This is a genomic window from Micrococcus sp. SL257 (assembly GCF_026625585.1).
In the GTDB taxonomy this organism is placed as follows: domain Bacteria; phylum Actinomycetota; class Actinomycetes; order Actinomycetales; family Micrococcaceae; genus Micrococcus; species Micrococcus luteus.
Genome location: NZ_CP113053.1, coordinates 2,111,614 through 2,125,486, shown reverse-complemented (window position 1 = coordinate 2,125,486; position 13,873 = coordinate 2,111,614). Strand labels below are relative to the sequence as shown.

Here is a 13,873-nt window from a genome sequence, read left to right as displayed (position 1 = left end):
CCCGACGATAGCCCCGGCCCGGGTCCCCGGGTCTTGCCTTGATTCGCCGCGGCAGGCGTAGTGTCCCGCTGATCATCGCGGTGGCTCAGAGGTACGACCGGAAGATGGGCATCGGCTCCCTGATCGCCACGATACTCCCGTCTTCGATCGCCTTCCTGCTCGCGTGGACCGGCATGGTCATCGGCTGGATGTGGCTGGCCCTGCCGCTGGGCCCGATTGCACCGGTCCAGTGAACGCCGTGACCGGCCCGGCGCCCGCCCGCGACCCGGGCGCCCGCCCACTACTGTGCCAGGAATGGACATGACGCGATTCGACGACGACCTGCGCGCGATGCTCGACGAGGTGGAGTCCGACCGTCGCGGTGAGCCCTCCGACTACCTCGAGGACGTCGCCGGCCAGCATGTGGACGGCCTCGCCGTGGCGGTGTGCACGGTGGACGGTCACCAGGCCGCCGCCGGGGAGACCGAGCACGCCTTCGCGCTGCAGTCGGTCTCCAAGGCCCTCACCTACGCGGTGGTGCTGCAGGAGATCGGCCTGGACCACGTGCTGGAGGACGTGGGCGTCGAGCCCTCCGGTGAGTCGTTCAACCACCTGTCCCTGCACGACGACGGCCGGCCGTACAACCCGCTGATCAACGCCGGCGCCATCCTGGTCCACGCCCTCCTGCCCGCCGGGGACGAGGATGAGCGGACGGCCCTGCTACTGCGCCGCTACAGCGCGATGGCCGGCGTCGAGCTGGAGGTCTGCGAGGACGTCCTCGACGCCGAGCGCACCCGCGCCGACCGCAACCTGGGCCTGGCCCACCTGCTCGCCGACGCCGGCCGGCTGCCCATCTCGGCCCGCGAGGCCGTGGCCGGGTACCTCGCGCAGTGCTCGGTCCTGGTCACCGCACCCCAGCTGGCCGTCATGGGCGCCACCCTCGCCGCTGGCGGCACGAACCCCGTGACGGGGGAGCGGGTGCTGGACGAGTGGGTAGCGCAGCAGGCGATGTCCGTGATGCTCACCTGCGGCATGTACGACGCCAGCGGCCAGTGGGTGGCCGAGGTCGGCGTGCCCGCGAAGTCCGGCGTCTCGGGCGCGCTGCTCGGCGCCGTGCCCGGGGCCCTGGGCATCGCCACGTGGTCGCCGCGCCTGGACGAGCAAGGTAACTCCCGGCGTGGCATCGGGTTGTTCGAGGGGCTCAGCGCACGCTGGGACCTGCACGTGCTCCAGCACCGTGGCGCCCTGCGCGGCCTCAGCGGGCCCCGCTGACCCCGCGTTGACGCCTAGCCGCTGCGGCGCCGTCGTCGCGTGGGCCACGCCGCCGACGACGCCGCGCCCCGTCCCTTGTCACCCTCTGGCGCTCGCCTCGTAGCATCGGGCCCATGACCACTCCAGAGAAGAAGGACGACGCCCCCGCGATCCCCGTGCAGGACTCCCAGCTGGCCCACGACGACCCGCGCACCCGCCACCCGAAGCTCCGCGTCGCCAAGCAGCGCCAGCCCGAGCCGGGCCTGGACGTGAAGACGGATCCCGTCCCGGACATCGGTCTGGACTCGTACCGGGGGATGGGCCGGCTGACCGGCCGCAAGGCCCTGATCACCGGCGGCGACTCCGGCATCGGTGCCGCGGTCGCCATCGCCTACGCCCGTGAGGGCGCGGACGTCGCCATCGCCTACCTGCCTCAGGAGCAGCCCGACGCCGACCGCGTCCTGGCGGCGATCGAGGCGGCCGGGCGCACCGCCGTCGCGTTGCCGGGCGACCTGATGGACGCCGACTACCGCGCCGCCCTCGTGGACGAGGCGGCGAAGCGCCTCGGCGGCCTGGACATCCTCGTGAACAACGCGGGCAAGCAGTTCATCTCCGATGACCTGACCGATCTCACCGACGAGCAGGTCCACGAGACGTTCCAGATCAACATCATGTCCATGTTCACGCTCAGCCGCGCCGCGCTGAAGCACATGGGCCCGGGCAGCACGATCGTGAACACCACCTCGGTGCAGGCCTACAACCCCAACCCGAGGCTCCTCGACTACGCCGCCACCAAGGGCGCCATCAACAACTTCACCAAGGGCCTGGCCGAGCAGCTCGGCCCGAAGGGCATCCGCGTCAACGCGGTGGCGCCCGGGCCCATCTGGACGGTGCAGCACGTGTCCTACGGTGAGCCCGAGGAGAAGCTGCCCGAGTTCGGCCACAGCACCCCCATCGGCCGCGCCGGCCAGCCCGTGGAGATGGCGCCCGCCTATGTGTTCCTGGCCTCGGGCGAGTCCAGCTACGTCAACGGCGAGACCCTGAACGCCAACGGCGGCACGCCCACCCCGTGACCGCCCGCCTCCTCGCCGACGTCGACACCGGCATCGACGATGCCTGCGCCCTGCTCCACCTCGTGGGCGCCCACCGCCTCGGCGCCGGCCCCGAGCTCGTGGCCGTCACCACCACGGGCGGCAACGCGACCGCCCGGGACTGCGCCCTGAACACGGCCGCGGTGCTGGACCTGGTCGGCCGGGCCGACGTCGAGGTGGCCGTCGGTGCCGAGACCCCGCTGCGTCGGCCCGCGGTCACCACCCCGGAGACCCACGGCGACGGCGGTCTCGGCCATGCCCGGATCGATCGGCGCCCTGAGTGGCTCTCGCCCCGGCCCGCCGTGGAGGTGTGGCTGGACGAGCTTCGGGCCCACCCCGGGGAGACGACGATCCTCTGCACCGCGCCGCTGACGAACCTGGCCCTCGCGCTGCGCGTCGAGCCGCGCCTGCCGTTCCTCGCCCGCGGCATCGTGATCATGGGCGGCTCCTTCTATCATCCGGGCAACACCACGCCCACCGCCGAGTGGAACACCTGGGTGGACCCGGACGCCGCGAAGGAGGTGTTCGCGGCCTTCGAGGGCCTGCCCGAGGATCGCCTGCCGGTGGTGTGCGCGCTCGAGACCACGGAGCGGATCGAGTACACGCCGGCCCTGCTGGACGGACTCTTGGCCGACGCCGGGGCCCGCCCCGTCGGCTGGTCCGCGGACCGGCCGCGGGTCGCCGGGCCGGACGCCGCGACCGGCAGCCCCGTCCTGGACGTGCTCGCCGACGCGCTGCGCTTCTACTTCGAGTTCCACTTCGACTACGACCAGGGCTACATCGCGCACCTGCACGACCTCTTCGCCGCCCAGGTGGCCGCGGGCCAGGCCCGCATCGCCACGCGGGCCACCGTCGTCGACGTCGAGGCGGACTCGGAGCTGTTGCGCGGCACCACCGTCCACGACACGCGGGACATCTGGGGCCGGCGCCCCAACGCCCGGCTCGTCACGGCCAACGACCCCGCTCAGGTGTTCGCGGCCTTCGCCCGCGCGGTGGGCGCCGTCGTCGCGGGGGAGCCCACGCCCGACGGCGCTGCCCCGGCCCGGTGACCGCCGTTGGGAATGCCGGCCGCCCGCGCGAGGTTGCACCCGACGCATCCGCCCGACCCCGACCTTGCAGGAGCTCCCTCATGACCAGCGTGTCCACCGTCCCCTTCCACGACGGCCAGCAGATCCCGCAGCTCGGGCTCGGCGTGTGGAAGGTCGAGGACGACGTCGCGGCCGACGTCGTCGAGCAGGCGATCCGCGCCGGCTACCGCCACATCGACACCGCCGCGATCTACGGGAACGAGGAGGGCGTGGGCCGCGGCATCGCCGCGTCCGGCGTCGCCCGCGAGGAGCTGTTCCTCACCACCAAGGTGTGGAACTCGGACCAGGGCTACGAGGAGGCGCTCGCCGCTCTCGACGTCTCGCTCGGCAAGCTCGGCACCGACTACGTCGACCTCTACCTCATCCACTGGGCCAAGCCGGCGCAGGGGAAGTACCTGGACACGTGGAAGGCCCTGATCGAGGCGCAGAAGCAGGGCAAGGTGCGCTCGATCGGCGTCTCCAACTTCCCGGCCGCCCAGCTCGAGGAGATCATCGAGGCCACCGGCGTGGTGCCCGTGATCCACCAGGTCGAGACCCACCCGTACTGGCAGCAGCGCGAGCTGCGCGAGGTCGAGGGCCGCCACGGCATCGTCCACGAGTCCTGGTCCCCGCTGGGTCAGGGCGGCGACCTCCTCGCCGACCCCGTGGTCACGGAGATCGCCGAGGCCCGTGGCGCGACGCCGGCCCAGGTGGTCATCGCGTGGCACCTCGCGAAGGGCTTCGTGGTCATCCCCAAGTCCGTGACGCCCGAGCGCATCGTCTCGAACCTCGAGGCCGCGGGGGTGGAGCTGACCGCCGACGACGTCGCCCGGATCGACGCCCTCGACCGCGAGGACGGCCGCCTCGGCCCCGACCCGGCGGTCATCGACTTCTGATCCAGCCGCCACCGCGCGCACCCGGCCCGTCCCCCTGGGGGCGGGCCGGTGATAGTTTTGCTGGAGAATGCCCGGTGGCCGCCGCGCCGCCCGGGCGCATCTGTCCAGGCACTCCACGGAAGGCATGCACCATGTCCCACCAGGCTCCCCCCGCCGATGCGTCGAAGGCCCGCGCGCCGCGGACCGCCGTCCCGGTGACCCCGCAGACCCGCGCGAGCTCGCTGACCGACCTGCTCGGCGCCGTCGTGCGCCTGTTGCCCCTGCAGATGAAGGACGAGCTCGCGCTCGCCAAGGGACACGTGGCCGCGAAGGGCAAGAAGGCCGGCATCGGCGCCGGCGTCGCGGTGGTGGGCCTGTTCTTCCTCGCGCTCATGGTGGTCGCCCTCGTGGTGACGCTGATCGGCGCCTTCGCCGACCCGACATTCTGGTTCCCGGCGCTCATGGTGGCGCTGGCGTTCCTCGTGCTCGGCCTGATCTTCGCCGGCGTCGGCCTCGTGATGGTCAAGGGCGCCATGCCGCTCGTGCCGCAGGAGACCGTGCGCAACCTCGAGTACGACCTCGGCTACCTCAAGGAGGGCAACGCCTTCGACCCGGCCGAGTACGACCGCCTCAAGGCGGAGCGCGCCGAGGCCAAGCGCGTCGAGGCCGCCCGCGAGGCCGAGCGGAAGAAGGTGGAGAAGGAGGAGAACAAGAAGGCCCGCAAGAACGGCGAGGCCGCTCCCCACCCGGACCGCGACGACGCCAGCGAGGCGGAGATCCGTCGTCGTGCCGACCTGCGCCGCCGCCACCTGGGCGACATCCGCTCCGGCTTGGACGAGAAGACCAGCGTGAAGGGCCAGCTCGCGGCCTTCGCCGCGCAGCGCAAGGGGCGCGGCGTCACCCCCGAGACCGCGCACGCCACCGAGCAGACCGCGCCGTTCACCGGTGCCGCCCGCGCGGGGGAGCGGACCGCCGAGGCCGAGGACTACGTGAAGGACAACTGGCAGCCGCTCGCGCTGCTCGGCGCCTCCTCCGCCGCGTTCGTGGCGCTCGCCGGCCGCCTGCGCCGCCGCTGACCCGGGGGGTGCCCGCCCTCCCCAGCCCCTGAGGCCCCGATCCCCACGGATCGGGGCCTCGTGGTCTGCGGGGAGGGGCGACGGCGTCGGTAGGCTGGGCGTGTGGGGCGCCCGGCGGGGGCGTCCGCCCGCGGACCCTGGAGGAGCGACCCATGCGTGTGATCGACGTCGGCCTGCGCGAGGGCCACGAGTACCGCGTCCGCGACACCTGGCTGACCGTGCCGAACCTCATCACCCTGGCCCGCTTCGCCCTGGTCCCGGTGTTCGTGTGGCTCACCGTCGACGGCCGGCACCTGGACGCGTTCGTGATCCTGGCGGTGCTCTCCGGCACGGACTGGGTGGACGGCTACGTGGCGCGCCGGTTCGACATGATCTCCACGGTCGGGCGGTGGCTCGACCCGGTGGCGGACCGCCTCTCCCTGCTGGTGGTGGCCGTGACGTTCGTGGCCACCGGCATCGCCCCGCTCTGGCTCGCCCTGGCCATCGCGATCCCGGACGTCGTGCTCGCCGCCGTGTGCCTGTGGCTGTTCGGCGGCAGCCCGGACCTGCCGGTCACGGTCCTGGGCAAGGTGCGCACCGCGCTGCTGCTGGTGGGCACGCCCCTGCTGCTGCTCGCCCGTGTGCCGGGGGTCGACGGCGGCCCGTGGAGCGGCGTGGCCCTGGCTCTGGTCGGCGCCGGCTGCCTGCTGCACATCCTCGCCGCGGGGGACTACCTCGTGCGCGCGGTGGGCAAGGCCCGCGGCCTGCGGGCGGACGGTCAGGACCCGCGCGAGCACCCGTCCCGCCGGGGCTGACCCCGGCGCATGGTCGTGCCGGCGCCGACGGTTGCTACCGTGGGACGCGCGCCGTGCCCGCGGCCGATCCTCACGGCACGGGCCGGGCGCCGTCGTGCCATCGCCACCACAGAGAGGGACCGCCGTGTCCGACCGTCCCGGGATCGCCGCCGACCGCCCGCTGAAGGTGCTGATCGCTGCTGACACCTATCCGCCGCACGTCAACGGGGCCGCCACCTTCGGCCACCGCCTCGCCACGGCGCTGCACGCGCGCGGCCACGAGGTCCACGTCGTGATGCCGCGCGGCGAGGCCGGCCCGGACACCGTGGAGCACCGGCCGGAGGCCACCGTGCACCTGCTGCGCTCCCTGCCGGCGCCGACGCACGAGTACTACCGCGTGGTGCTCCCGCGGCACGCCAAGACCTCCCTCCGCCGCATCTACCGCGAGGTCCAGCCGGACGTCGTGCACGCCCAGTGCCACTACATGATCGGCGAGGCCGCCATCAACGAGGCCGAGCGGCGCCGCATCCGGATCGTCTCCACGAACCACTTCATGCCGGAGAACCTCGAGCCGTTCCTGCCGTTCCCGCAGTGGTTCCTGGACATCGTCTCCCGGGTGTCGTGGAAGGACATGGGTCGGCTCATGGGCAAGGGCGCGGTGGTCACCACCCCCACGGCCCTCGCCGCGCAGGCCATGGCCGAGCACGCCGGCCTGGACAACGTCCTCCCGGTCTCCAACGGCATCGACGCGAGCGCCTACGAGCTGCAGCCGGGGGAGAAGGTGGACCATCCCGGCCATCCGGTCGTGCTCTTCGTGGGGCGGCTGGCCGTGGAGAAGAACGTGGAGGTGCTGATCCGTGCGATCGCGCACCTGGCCCGCACCCGTCCCGACCTGGACGTGCACGCCGAGATCGTCGGCGACGGCGAGCAGCGCGACCGCATCCGTGCCACGGTGGACGAGGAGGGGGCGGCCGACCGCGTCCTGCTGCGCGGCCACGTCTCCGAGGAGGAGCTGCGGGCGGCCTACCTGCGCGCCGACGTGTTCTGCCAGCCGGGCACGGCGGAGCTGCAGTCCCTCGTGACCCTCGAGGCGCTCAGCGCGTCCACCCCGGTGGTCCTCGCGGACGCCCTCGCGTTGCCCCACCTCGTGGACGAGGGCGTCAACGGCCACCTCTTCCCGCCCGGGGACCACGTGGCCCTGGCCGAGCGGATCGCCCGGATCCTCGACCTCTCGGACGCGGAGCGCGCCGCCATGGGTGAGGCGTCCCACGCGAAGGCCCTGCACCATTCCGCCCAGAAGACGGTGGACATCTTCGAGCGCCTCTACCGCGGCGCGACGGCCGCCGAGGTCCGCGCGCTGCTCTGAGACCCGTCGGTAGGATGGGCGGGTCCCGCGCGATGCCGCGGGGGAGGGGCGTTAGCTCAGTCGGTCAGAGCAGGGGACTCATAATCCCTGGGTCGCGGGTTCAAGTCCCGCACGCCCTACGAGGAACGGCCCCCGGCCGCGCGGTATGGCGCGGGCCGGGGGCCGTCGTCGTGCCGGTGCTCAGTAGCGGGCGGCCACGGCGAGCATGTCGGACTTCATGATCGTCGTGGAGGTGAACACCAGGCCCGCGTCCTCGTTGAGGGCGTGGGCGAGCTGGCCGCCGCCCATGTACATGGCCACGTGGTAGATGCGGCCGGTGGACTGGTTCGCGTAGAACACGAGGTCGCCGGGCTGGGCCTGGGAGATCGGCACGTAGGACTTCGCGGCGAGGTACTGGTCGCCGGCGCGGCGCGGGATGGAGATGCCGGCCTGGGCCATGGCCTGCTGGGTGAGGCCGGAGCAGTCGAAGCCGGAGGGGCCGTTGCCGCCCCACACGTAATAGGAGGACGGGTTCCGGACGGCGGCGCGCACGTAGTCGACGGCGGCCTGCTTGGACGCGGGCGCCGACGCAGGGGCGACGGCGGGGGCGGTGGAGGTGGAGACCGAGGTGGTCTTCAGGACCATTCCCGGGTGGAGCATGGTCGAGGAGGTCATGCCGTTGAGCGACTGCAGCGTGGACATGGAGACGCCGGTGCGCTGGGCGATGATCCACCAGCCGTCGCCGGCCAGCACGGTGTAGGTCGAGCCCGAGGTGGACGGCGCCGGGGCCGGAGTGGCGGTGCCGGAGGTCTTGAGGACCATGCCGGGGTGCAGCACGGTCGCGGCGGTCATGCCGTTGAGCGACTGCAGCGTGGACATGGAGACGCCGGTGCGCTGGGCGATGATCCACCAGCCGTCGCCGGAGCGGACGGTGTAGGTGGTCTCGGCGGCCTGGGCGGTCTCGGCGACGGACACGGTGCCGACGCCGGTCAGGGCGGCGGCGCCCAGGGCGAGGGCCACGGAGGCGGCGGCGGTGCGGGGGGCGCGACGCGAAGCGGCGTGCGAGGAGGTCACGGACATCGGATCTTCTTCCCGGACAGGACCTGCGGCCCATGAGGGCGGTGCCTCGGGGCGGTGCCCGGAACGAGGCCGGACCGCGGGTGCGAGTTGACGAGCAGTGCGGATGACCGGGTTACGCGAGGGTGCGGAGGAAGCCCCGGTGTGGCGGACCGGCCGTAACCGATCCGTGATCAAGATACACGATCGTTATCGAAACGCAATCAGAAATTCGGATGACGCCCAGGTGGCCGCACGGTGCTCGACACCCCCCGCTCGGCACCCTCCGTGCGTGGCTGCCCGGGCCCCGTTCCGACCCGGCGCTAGCGTGGTCCGGGTGAGCCCCTCCCGCCCCCTGCGCCTGCTGATGGACGCCCGCTACACCCGCACCGACTTCCACGACGGCATCTCCCGCTACGGCGCGAGCCTCCTCGAGGCGGTCGCCCGCCGGGCCGCCGCACCGGGCCCGGCGGGGGTCGACGTCGAGGTCGCGATGCTGATCTCGGACGAACGACAGCTGGCCCTGCTCCCGGACGGCGTGCCGTGGCACCTCGTCTCCGGCCCCACCTCCCCACGCGAGCCGTTCGTGGCCCGTCAGGTCGCGCGTCTGCGACCGGACGTCGTCTTCTCGCCCATGCAGACCATGGGGTCGTGGGGGCGGGACTACGCCCTGATCCTCACGCTCCACGACCTCATCTACTACGAGCACCGCACCCCGCCGCGGAACCTGTCCGAGCCGATCCGCTGGCTCTGGCGGGCCTATCACCTGACCAAGATCCCGCAGCGGCTCCTGCTCGACCGCGCGGACGCGGTCGCCACGGTCTCCCGGACGACGGCGGAGCTCATCGCCCGGCACCGCCTCACCCGGCGTCCGGTCCACGTCGTCGCGAACGCGGCGCAGGCGGTCCCGGAGCCGCGGGACCCGGACGAGACCCCGGAGCGCACGCTGCTCTACATGGGCTCGTTCATGGACTACAAGGACGTCGAGTCCCTCGTGGCCGCCGCGCCGCTGCTGCCGGGCTACACGCTGCACCTGCTCTCCCGCATCAGCCCGGAGCGCCGCGGGCAGCTCGAGGACCGGTTGGCCGAGCGTCGCGCCGTCGCAGGGGCCGACGGCGCAGACGTGGTGTTCCACGACGGCACCGACGAGGCCGAGTACGTGCGCCTGCTCCGCCGGGCCACCGCGGCCGTCACCCTCTCCCGCGCCGAGGGCTTCGGCCTGCCCGTGGCCGAGGCGATGGCCCACGGCACGCCGGTGGTGTGCTCGGACCTGCCGATCTTCCGCGAGATCGCCGGCGCGGGCACCGCGTCCTTCCGGGGTGTCCCGCTCGAGGGGGACCGGGTGGCCGCGCTCGCGGCCCGCGTGCGGGAGCTCGAGGACCCCGCCGAGTTCGCCGCGGCCTCCCGGGCGAGCGTCGCCCAGGCGGCCCGGTTCAGCTGGGACGAGTCCGCCCGCCGGCTTCTGGACCTCACGGCCGCGCTGGGTGTGGCGCGGCGTGCGGCCAGAGCACGGACGGGCCGCTCCAGCCGATGAGCACCAGCGGGTCGAGGTAGCGGTCGAAGGCCGCGTCCCCCACCCGCCAGCCATCGGGCTCCCGCACGCCCCAGTGCACGCACGCCCGCGGGCAGTGGGGTGGCGCCCCGGCCAGTCGCCCCACGGGGTCGCCCGCGTCGACGACGGCCCCCACCGCGACGTCGGCCTCCACCGGCTCGAGGGAGCTGCGGGTCCCGTCCGCGTGCTCGAGGGTCAGCACGGGGCGGTCGACCACGACCCCGGCGAACACGACCCGGCCCGCCGCCGGCGCCTGGATCGGAGCCCCGGTCTGCACGGCGAGGTCCACGCCCCGGTGCCCCCGACTCCACGGTCGCTCGGGTGCGACGAACGCGCGGAGCACGTCATCCGGGGCGGCGCCGGCGACGGGCGGGTGCCACGCGACCGGCGCGGCCGTCGCGCCCGGACCTGCCGGGGACGCCGCGACGAGGAGCAGCGCGTCGCGCGTGGACGGTGCGGGCGTGGCCCGGGACGCGGAGCCGAGGTCGCCCATCTCCAGGGCGAGGACGAGCCAGGCGAGCAGGGCTGCCGCGACGCACCCCGCGATGCGCGGACGCGGGAGCGGACGGGGGAGGAGCGTACGAGGGGTCATGGCGTCAGCCTGGCGTCCCGGGCGGCCGCGTGGCAGGCCCGCAGTCCCACCGTGGAGAGCGCCCGCCGCACCGGCCCCTGTGCAGGAGTCGGCGGTGGGAGCGGGCGCCCACCTGGGGTAGGATTCACCTCAGCGGTGTCCTGTGGCCGGCCCTGTGCTGTGCCCCGGACGCCGACTCCGCGCATCGCGGTGGGTCGCTTCAGCGGCCCAGCCCCCACGCTCGGTCCCGTCCCCGCCGTCCTCCTGGAGAGGACGTCGGCGCGGGTGCTCGTGGGGCCCGGCAGCCCGCCGTCGTGATGCCAGGGGCCGCCCGACCGGGCCGGCCGCCAACCGTCAAGAAATCGACCGGCAGACCGCCCGCGCGTGAAGCGCGGGGTGCCACGGCTGCCACAGAAGGGAACGTCATGCCCGTCGTGACCATGCGCCAGCTCCTCGACTCCGGTGTCCACTTCGGCCACCAGACCCGCCGCTGGAACCCCAAGATGAAGCGCTTCATCTTCACCGAGCGCAACGGCATCTACATCATCGACCTCCAGCAGTCGCTGTCCTACATCGACCGCGCCTACGAGTTCGTCAAGGAGACCGTCGCCCACGGCGGCACCATCCTGTTCGTCGGCACCAAGAAGCAGGCCCAGGAGGCCATCGCGGAGCAGGCCGGTCGCGTGGGCATGCCCTACGTGAACCACCGCTGGCTCGGCGGCATGCTGACCAACTTCTCCACCGTCTCCAAGCGCGTGCAGCGCATGAAGGAGCTCGAGGAGATCGACTTCGAGGACGTGGCCGGCTCGCAGTTCACCAAGAAGGAGCTGCTGCTGCTCAACCGTGAGCTCGAGAAGCTGCAGGCCAACCTCGGCGGCATCCGCAACATGGCCAAGACCCCCTCCGCCGTGTGGGTCGTGGACACCAAGAAGGAGCACCTGGCCGTCGACGAGGCCCAGAAGCTCGGCATCCCGGTCGTCGCCATCCTGGACACCAACTGCGATCCGGACGAGGTCGCCTACCCGATCCCGGGCAACGACGACGCCATCCGATCCGTGAACCTGCTGACCCGCGTGGTCGCGGACGCCGTCGCCGAGGGCCTGATCGCCCGTCAGGGCGGCAAGTCCGGCCAGGCGGCCGCCGAGCCGATGGCCGAGTGGGAGCGCGAGCTGCTCGAGCAGCACAACGCCCAGCAGGCCGAGCAGGCCGAGCAGGCCGAGGCCCCCGCCGCCGAGGCGCCGGCCGAGCAGGCCGAGGCCCCCGCCGCCGAGGCCGCCCCGCAGGGCGAGTGATCCCGGCCGGTCCGTCGGCCTGGCCCCACCCGGCCGGGCCGACGGTCCGGTTCAGACCCCGAACATCCCGCACAACCCACACCACGGGAAGGACCGAACGAGCATGGCGAACTACACCGCTGCTGACATCAAGGCCCTGCGCGAGCGCACCGGCGCCGGCATGATGGACGTGAAGAAGGCTCTGGACGAGGCCAACGGCGACGCCGAGAAGGCCATCGAGATCATCCGCGTGAAGGGCCTCAAGGGCGCCACCAAGCGCGAGGGCCGCTCCGCCGCCGAGGGCCTCGTGGCCGCGACCGTCGAGAACGGCGTCGGCGTCATGATCGAGCTCAACTGCGAGACCGACTTCGTGGCCAAGGCCGACAAGTTCATCGCCCTGGGCGACGTGGTGCTGCGCGCCGCCGTCGCCTCCGGCGCCACCGACGTCGAGACCCTGCTGGCCTCCGACTACGAGGGGCGCACCCTGGGCGACTACGTGACCGAGGAGGGCGCCCTGCTGGGCGAGAAGGTGGCCGTGCGCCGCCTGGCCCGCGTGGAGGGCGCCTTCGTGGACGCCTACCTGCACAAGACCTCCAAGGACCTGCCGGCCCAGGTGGGCGTGCTCCTCGCCGTGGACGCCGACTCCGCCGACGCCAAGACCGCCGCGCACGACATCGCCGTGCACACCGCGGCCTATTCGCCCACGTACCTCACCCGTGAGGACGTGCCGGCCGAGACCGTCGAGAACGAGCGTCGCATCGCCGATGAGACCGCCCGTGCCGAGGGCAAGCCGGAGCAGGCCCTGCCGAAGATCGTGGAGGGCCGCCTGACCGGCTTCTTCAAGGAGATCGTGCTCGTGGACCAGCCGTTCGCGAAGGACCCGAAGCAGACCGTCGGCAAGGTCGCCTCCGACGCCGGCACCAACGTCACCGGGTTCGCCCGCTTCCGCGTCGGCAACTGACCGCCGCACCCGGACCGGCCGCTCCCGGTCCACGCCCCGCGGGGGCGTAGGATCGGGAGCGACCCGAGGTCCACTCCGGCGCCGGATGGCGCCGACGACCATCGCATGACGGGGTGGCCGCCCCGACCGGGCGGCCACCCCGTCCGCGTGTCCGCCCCCGGGACGGCCGTCCCCGGCCCGACCCCCCACCGACCAGGAGATGCTTCCCATGGAGACGAACCGCGCCCCCGAGGACCCGACCACCGCCCACGCCCCGCAGACCTCGGACGACACCGGCCGCCGTCGCGTGCTCCTCAAGCTCTCGGGCGAGGTGTTCGGCGGCGGCAAGATCGGCGTGGACCCGGAGACCGTCCGCGGCATCGCCGAGCAGATCGCCGCCGCGGCGGACCAGGTGGAGATCGCGATCGTCGTCGGCGGCGGCAACTTCTTCCGTGGCGCGGAGCTGTCCGAGAACGGGATGGACCGCCGTCGGGCCGACTACATGGGCATGCTCGGCACCGTGATGAACTGCCTGGCCCTGCAGGACTTCCTCATCCAGGCCGGGGTCACCACGCGCGTGCAGTCCGCCATCCACATGGAGCAGGTGGCGGAGTCCTACATCCCGCTGCGCGCCATCCGCCACATGCAGAAGGGCCGCGTCGTGATCTTCGGCGCAGGCACCGGCCTGCCCTACTTCTCCACGGACACCGTGGCGGCCCAGCGTGCCCTCGAGGTCGGGGCGGACGAGGTCCTGATGGCCAAGTCCGGCGTGGACGGCGTCTACACCGCGGACCCCAAGAAGGACCCCACCGCCGAGCGTCTCACGCACCTGACCTACGACGAGGCGCTGCTGCGGAACATCCGCGTGATGGACCTGACCGCCATGACCATGTGCAAGGACAACGACCTGGACATGCGCGTGTTCGGCATGGAGGGCCCGGGCAACGTGACCCGCGCCCTGCTCGGCGAGCCGATCGGCACCACCGTCACCGTCTGAGGCGCGCCGCGTAGGATGGCGGCAGACCT

General features: G+C 73.0%; 14 protein-coding genes and 1 tRNA gene. 13 read left to right on the top strand and 2 right to left on the bottom strand.

Going from position 1 to position 13,873, the window contains the following annotated elements; genetic code table 11:
- Positions 1-38: 38 nt before the first annotated feature.
- The 9 genes from OVA32_RS09845 (at position 39) to OVA32_RS09805 (ending at position 7,597) form a co-directional block, all read left to right on the top strand.
- Positions 39-233: an AbgT family transporter gene (locus OVA32_RS09845; RefSeq protein WP_267714255.1), complete on the top strand. Its 195-nt coding sequence runs from the start codon at positions 39-41 to the stop codon at positions 231-233.
- A 61-nt stretch (positions 234-294) separates the two neighbouring features.
- Positions 295-1,251, top strand: coding sequence for a glutaminase A (glsA, locus tag OVA32_RS09840; protein WP_081339263.1), 957 nt, complete (start codon positions 295-297; stop codon positions 1,249-1,251).
- Between the two features lie 113 nt (positions 1,252-1,364).
- Complete coding sequence (locus OVA32_RS09835; protein ID WP_230282230.1) at positions 1,365-2,303, top strand: SDR family oxidoreductase; 939 nt, start codon at positions 1,365-1,367, stop codon at positions 2,301-2,303.
- Positions 2,300-3,370 carry a nucleoside hydrolase gene (locus OVA32_RS09830; RefSeq protein ID WP_267714251.1) on the top strand — a complete coding sequence of 357 codons (1,071 nt, stop codon included), beginning with the start codon at positions 2,300-2,302 and terminating at the stop codon, positions 3,368-3,370. Before OVA32_RS09835 ends, OVA32_RS09830 begins: the two co-directional genes overlap by 4 nt.
- Positions 3,371-3,450: 80 nt before the next feature.
- A complete protein-coding gene (locus OVA32_RS09825; protein ID WP_267714249.1) occupies positions 3,451-4,284 on the top strand; it encodes an aldo/keto reductase in 834 nt (277 codons plus the stop codon).
- A gap of 131 nt (positions 4,285-4,415) precedes the next feature.
- Entirely contained in the window at positions 4,416-5,339 is a 924-nt protein-coding gene (locus OVA32_RS09820; RefSeq protein ID WP_267714247.1) for a phage holin family protein, read from the top strand.
- Positions 5,340-5,491: 152 nt separating this feature from the next.
- Positions 5,492-6,133 (top strand): CDP-alcohol phosphatidyltransferase family protein, encoded by a 642-nt coding sequence (locus OVA32_RS09815; protein WP_095353903.1) that lies wholly within the window; start codon positions 5,492-5,494, stop codon positions 6,131-6,133.
- A gap of 124 nt (positions 6,134-6,257) precedes the next feature.
- Complete coding sequence (locus OVA32_RS09810; protein WP_267714245.1) at positions 6,258-7,478, top strand: glycosyltransferase; 1,221 nt, start codon at positions 6,258-6,260, stop codon at positions 7,476-7,478.
- A 45-nt stretch (positions 7,479-7,523) separates the two neighbouring features.
- Positions 7,524-7,597 (top strand) — tRNA-Ile (locus OVA32_RS09805).
- A 61-nt stretch (positions 7,598-7,658) separates the two neighbouring features.
- Here the strand turns inward: OVA32_RS09805 and OVA32_RS09800 are convergent.
- On the bottom strand, positions 7,659-8,537 hold the full coding sequence (locus OVA32_RS09800) for a C40 family peptidase (protein WP_267714243.1): 879 nt from the start codon (positions 8,535-8,537) through the stop codon (positions 7,659-7,661).
- A gap of 313 nt (positions 8,538-8,850) precedes the next feature.
- On the opposite strand from OVA32_RS09800, the gene OVA32_RS09795 reads away from it, so the two are divergent.
- Entirely contained in the window at positions 8,851-10,047 is a 1,197-nt protein-coding gene (locus OVA32_RS09795; RefSeq protein WP_080695856.1) for a glycosyltransferase family 4 protein, read from the top strand.
- Here OVA32_RS09795 and OVA32_RS09790 read toward each other — a convergent pair.
- Positions 9,983-10,657, bottom strand: coding sequence for a M23 family metallopeptidase (locus tag OVA32_RS09790; protein ID WP_228070718.1), 675 nt, complete (start codon positions 10,655-10,657; stop codon positions 9,983-9,985). The two genes, OVA32_RS09795 and OVA32_RS09790, sit on opposite strands and share 65 nt — an antisense overlap.
- A 404-nt stretch (positions 10,658-11,061) precedes the next feature.
- Between OVA32_RS09790 and rpsB the strand changes: the two genes are divergently transcribed.
- The 3 genes from rpsB to pyrH all read left to right on the top strand — a co-directional run bounded on the left by rpsB (position 11,062) and on the right by pyrH (position 13,844).
- Positions 11,062-11,928, top strand: coding sequence for a 30S ribosomal protein S2 (gene rpsB, locus OVA32_RS09785; RefSeq protein ID WP_061866738.1), 867 nt, complete (start codon positions 11,062-11,064; stop codon positions 11,926-11,928).
- Between the two features lie 103 nt (positions 11,929-12,031).
- A complete protein-coding gene (gene tsf / locus OVA32_RS09780; RefSeq protein ID WP_267714238.1) occupies positions 12,032-12,868 on the top strand; it encodes a translation elongation factor Ts in 837 nt (278 codons plus the stop codon).
- Positions 12,869-13,076: 208 nt separating this feature from the next.
- The gene (gene pyrH, locus OVA32_RS09775) at positions 13,077-13,844 is read left to right on the top strand and encodes a UMP kinase (protein WP_002857706.1); all 768 of its coding nucleotides are present in this window, start codon (positions 13,077-13,079) and stop codon (positions 13,842-13,844) included.
- Positions 13,845-13,873 lie beyond the last annotated feature (29 nt).